The sequence below is a fragment of the Bacteroides muris (ex Fokt et al. 2023) genome (genome assembly GCF_024704895.1).
Lineage (GTDB): Bacteria > Bacteroidota > Bacteroidia > Bacteroidales > Bacteroidaceae > Bacteroides > Bacteroides muris.
Map to the genome: position 1 here is coordinate 1 of NZ_JAMZEE010000085.1, position 3958 is coordinate 3958.

The following is a 3958-nucleotide window of genomic DNA, read 5'->3' on the forward strand; positions in this document are numbered from 1 at the left end:
ACCTTGACAGGCCGCCCAATACTCTATGTCTTTTGCTTGGTTGAAAAAAATAAAGTTCTTATCCCGAACTCACGTTAGTATATTTCATTGTATTAAACTGCCCATTATCTGCAAGCTTAAGTATTCTCTCCGAATAAAAAGGCCATGAAGTCCGAGAAAAGAAACTTTTAAAATGAAAAACAGCTAAGTTTTTTTGTTTATTGTGGAATATTATGTATATTAGTGGCATGTATAGCAATATAAATCTATTCAAGATAGAAACAAACCATGTGGTTCCTGCCCGGGGAAAGGTCTTGATTTCCGAACCCTTTTTGTGTGACCATATGTTTGGACGGTCCGTCATTCTGCTGGTGGATCATACACATGACGGCACAATGGGGCTGGTTCTGAACAAACCTCTCCCTCTATTCTTGAATGATGTGCTGAAGGACTTCAACTGCCCGGAAAACATACCTATCTATAAAGGAGGACTGCTCAGTACAGATACGTTGTTCTATCTGCACACTCTCAAAGGCATTACCGGAGCATTATCCATCGGTAAAGGCTTCTACCTGAACGGCGACTTTGAATACATCAAAAACTACATCATGCAGGGAAATCCCGTTAAAGGCAAAATCAGATTCTTCTTGGGATACTCCGGCTGGGAGTACGAACAGCTGGGCCGGGAAATTGAAGAAAACACCTGGCTGGTAGGCAAAGAAAACATCAGTTCGCTAATGGACGAGGCGGCCAGCGGTACACTCTGGAAGAAAGCCCTGTGCAAGCTTGGAGCAAAATATGAAATATGGTCGCGCTTCCCCCAGATTCCCGCACTCAATTAGCGCTGCGGAGAAGCTGCAACAGTACGACATCCTTATAACGCCCTCCTACGCGCCACCACTCCTTCAAAAGCCCGCAACGCACAAAACCGCAGGATTCAAAAAGGCGGATACTTGCCTCATTATCCAACGAAATATGAACTATCAGCTGTTTCAGATACAAGAAACCGAAAACATAGTCGCACAGCAAGCACAACGCTTCCTTGGCATAACCATTGCCCTGATACTCCTTCCGTATGGCAATACCCACCTCTCCACGGGCATGCATGGGAGAAAACTCTGTAATGTCAATAGTACCTATCACCGCATCATCCTCTACACGTACAATCATCATACGCAGTTGGCGGTCGGCAAACATATCGCACTCGGAATTCTCTATATATTGTTTCAATACAAATCTGGAATAAGGCACGGTGAAGTTCGTCACATCCCAAGTCCGGGAATCATTCTCCATGGAATACATCACTTCCAGGTCTTCCGGCTCCATAGCACGAAGACGCACCCTTTCACTGCAGAAATAAGATTTATTCATATTTTTCAGTCCGTTATAGTTATTCTTTATTGATATGCAGTTCCTTACGCAATCGTTCCTCACCCGGCAGGCAGAACAGAGAAGCCGTCAGTCCTATCAGTGCGCACAGTATACCCGTACTGCTCAACACTATATAATAGGTGAAAAAGCCCGCAAGCACCGGTATAGCAAGCAATGCCAGCCTCACGCCACTCCACATTGCATAGAACCGGAGGGCTTCGGGAAGTGTCACTACATCTATTTTCCGAATCAATACCCAAGAAAAAAGTTTCAGAGACACGGGTACGCAAGAGGCAGCCAGCAGAATGGTTATCGTCTCGGCTATATAAGCGGCACGTACATCTCCGGCATACATACCTACCCATCCGCCTCCGGCTTCTCCAAACAGTACGAGCAAGATGGGGAGTATCCAGAAACAGGCAAAAGCAATTCGAACACGCGCCGCGGTCTTCTTTATTTGTTCTTCCATTCAGTTAATTGATAGTAGATAATGAATAATTGATAATACCCCAACACAATCAGGCTGTTCCCGAAAACGGGGTGCGGTTCACGATACTGCGTCCCAGAGTCACTTCATCCGTATACTCCAGTTCGTCTCCGATGGAAATGCCACGAGCTATGACGGAGAGCTTCACCCCCAACTTTTCCAGCTTACGGTAGATATAAAAGTTTGTCGTGTCTCCCTCCATCGTAGTGCTCAGCGCAAGAATTACCTCATTGATACCACCAGCGGCCACCCGCTGCACAAGGCTTTCTATCTGCAAGTCTCCGGGACCAATGCCATCCATCGGCGAGATAACGCCACCCAGCACGTGATACAGGCCACGGAACTGTTGTGTAGCTTCCACAGCCATCACATCACGGATATTCTCCACCACACAAACCACCGAAGCGTCTCGTTGCGGACTGGAACAGATGCGGCACGTCTCCGTATCTGATATGTTATGGCATACCTTGCAATATTTCACTTCATGCTTCAGCGTCACAATGGCATTGCCGAACGCTTCCACTACTGCCGTATCCTGACGGAGCAAATGAAGAACCAGCCTCATAGCCGTCTTACGTCCCACTCCGGGCAACTTGGCAAACTCATTTACTGCCTTCTCCAATAATGTCGAGGGAAACTGTCCATTCATACTTAAAATTTTCCTATTGGCCACAAAGATAGTGCAAACTTATGAAATTAGTGCTACCTTTGCCACACGTAAAACCCCAAAAAGGCAACAAAATGAATATTACAAACGCTGAATTCGTCATCAGTAACACAGACGTGCAGAAATGCCCCGCAGGTACATTTCCCGAATATGCTTTCATCGGGCGCTCCAACGTAGGAAAATCCAGTCTCATCAATATGCTGACCGGAAGGAAAGGACTTGCCATGACCTCTGCCACACCGGGAAAGACCATGCTCATCAACCATTTCCTCATCAACAAGAGCTGGTACATTGTAGACCTTCCGGGGTATGGCTACGCCAAACGGGGACAGAAAGGGCAGGAACAAATCAAGCGCATTATTGAAAGTTACATACTGCAACGCGAACAGATGACCTGTCTGTTTGTTCTTATAGATAGCAGGCTGGCTCCCCAAGCCATCGACCTCGAGTTTACGGAATGGTTGGGCGAAAACAGTATACCTTTTGCCATCGTCTTCACAAAGGCCGACAAACTGAAAAGCGGCAGACTGAGCACCAACATCAACGAATACCTGAAACAGTTGAAGGAACAATGGGAAGAGCTGCCCCCCTACTTCATCACCTCTTCCGAGAACCGCATGGGACGGAAAGAGCTGCTGGATTATATCGAAAGTATCAACAAAAGCCTAAATAGCAAATAATAGAAACAAGTAAAATGAAAAGATTAGTTTTTTGGCAGCTTTTTGTTGCCACATTGTTGCTGACCAGCAATAGTCACGCACAATCCATCAAGGATTTGTTCAACAAAGAAAATATAGAGAAGGCGGTAAATGCTGTAACCGGCAAGTCAACAGCGAACATGACCGGCACTTGGTCGTACACCGGCTCTGCCATTGAATTCGAATCGGACAACCTGTTGCAGAAAGCCGGCGGTGCCGTTGCCGCCACAGCCGCAGAAAAGAAACTGGACGAACAACTTGCAAAAGCAGGTATCAAAGCCGGGCAAATGTCATTCACATTCAATGCCGATAGCACATTCAGCGCCAAAGTAGGACAAAAGAGTATGAAGGGAAGCTACTCCTACAATGCATCCACCCAAAAAATCAACTTGAAATTCGCCAAGCTGATAGGTATGAATGCCAAGGTCAACGCTACCTCCAAAACTATGGACTTGCTGTTCGAATCAGACAAACTATTAAAACTGATAACCTTCCTCTCCAGCAAAAGCAGCAACTCCACCCTGAAGAGTATCGGATCGCTGGCCAACAGCTACGACGGAATGATGCTCGGATTGTCATTACAGAAACAGTAACAACAACTTCGGACTCGTCCCAGTTCTATACAATGAAAAAATCCCGCAAGCACTGAATAATGCTTGCGGGATTTTCTATCTGAAAAAGAGCGGAAAACGAGACTCGAACTCGCGACCCTAACCTTGGCAAGGTTATGCTCTACCAACTGAGCTATTTCCGCAT

Annotated in this window: 6 protein-coding genes and 1 tRNA gene; 3 read left to right on the forward strand and 4 right to left on the reverse strand. The window is 46.2% G+C overall.

Annotation, left to right across the window (positions count from 1 at the left end; all coding sequences use genetic code 11):
• The first annotated feature begins 212 nt into the window (after nt 1–212).
• Nucleotides 213–821, forward strand: a complete 609-nt coding sequence (locus M1B78_RS18210; protein WP_257941466.1) for a YqgE/AlgH family protein — start codon at nt 213–215, stop codon at nt 819–821.
• On the opposite strand, the gene M1B78_RS18215 is transcribed toward M1B78_RS18210, so the two are convergent.
• From M1B78_RS18215 to recR, 3 genes are read right to left on the reverse strand one after another with little or no spacing between them, the layout of a single operon-like run.
• On the reverse strand, nt 814–1350 hold the full coding sequence (locus tag M1B78_RS18215; protein ID WP_257931674.1) for a GNAT family N-acetyltransferase: 537 nt from the start codon (nt 1348–1350) through the stop codon (nt 814–816). The genes M1B78_RS18210 and M1B78_RS18215 overlap by 8 nt on opposite strands.
• 19 nt (nt 1351–1369) lie before the next feature.
• Nucleotides 1370–1819: a hypothetical protein gene (locus tag M1B78_RS18220; RefSeq protein ID WP_257941467.1), complete on the reverse strand. Its 450-nt coding sequence runs from the start codon at nt 1817–1819 to the stop codon at nt 1370–1372.
• A 49-nt stretch (nt 1820–1868) separates the two neighbouring features.
• Nucleotides 1869–2486 carry a recombination mediator RecR gene (gene recR, locus M1B78_RS18225; RefSeq protein ID WP_035448317.1) on the reverse strand — a complete coding sequence of 206 codons (618 nt, stop codon included), beginning with the start codon at nt 2484–2486 and terminating at the stop codon, nt 1869–1871.
• A gap of 92 nt (nt 2487–2578) precedes the next feature.
• Here recR and yihA point away from each other — a divergent pair, with 92 nt between their 5' ends.
• Nucleotides 2579–3184: a ribosome biogenesis GTP-binding protein YihA/YsxC gene (gene yihA, locus M1B78_RS18230; RefSeq protein ID WP_257931672.1), complete on the forward strand. Its 606-nt coding sequence runs from the start codon at nt 2579–2581 to the stop codon at nt 3182–3184.
• Between the two features lie 14 nt (nt 3185–3198).
• Nucleotides 3199–3795 carry a DUF4923 family protein gene (locus tag M1B78_RS18235; RefSeq protein WP_257941468.1) on the forward strand — a complete coding sequence of 199 codons (597 nt, stop codon included), beginning with the start codon at nt 3199–3201 and terminating at the stop codon, nt 3793–3795.
• 88 nt (nt 3796–3883) lie between these two features.
• Here the strand turns inward: M1B78_RS18235 and M1B78_RS18240 are convergent.
• Nucleotides 3884–3956 (reverse strand) — tRNA-Gly (locus M1B78_RS18240).
• Nucleotides 3957–3958 lie beyond the last annotated feature (2 nt).

What these genes read in the sequence shown, in the direction of transcription:
- M1B78_RS18210 (WP_257941466.1), top strand. Translation starts at nt 213, where the DNA reads ATGTATATTAGTGGCATGTATAGCAATATAAATCTATTCAAGATAGAA.
- M1B78_RS18215 (WP_257931674.1), bottom strand. Translation starts at nt 1,350, where the DNA reads ATGAATAAATCTTATTTCTGCAGTGAAAGGGTGCGTCTTCGTGCTATG.
- M1B78_RS18220 (WP_257941467.1), bottom strand. Translation starts at nt 1,819, where the DNA reads ATGGAAGAACAAATAAAGAAGACCGCGGCGCGTGTTCGAATTGCTTTT.
- recR (WP_035448317.1), bottom strand. Translation starts at nt 2,486, where the DNA reads ATGAATGGACAGTTTCCCTCGACATTATTGGAGAAGGCAGTAAATGAG.
- yihA (WP_257931672.1), top strand. Translation starts at nt 2,579, where the DNA reads ATGAATATTACAAACGCTGAATTCGTCATCAGTAACACAGACGTGCAG.
- M1B78_RS18235 (WP_257941468.1), top strand. Translation starts at nt 3,199, where the DNA reads ATGAAAAGATTAGTTTTTTGGCAGCTTTTTGTTGCCACATTGTTGCTG.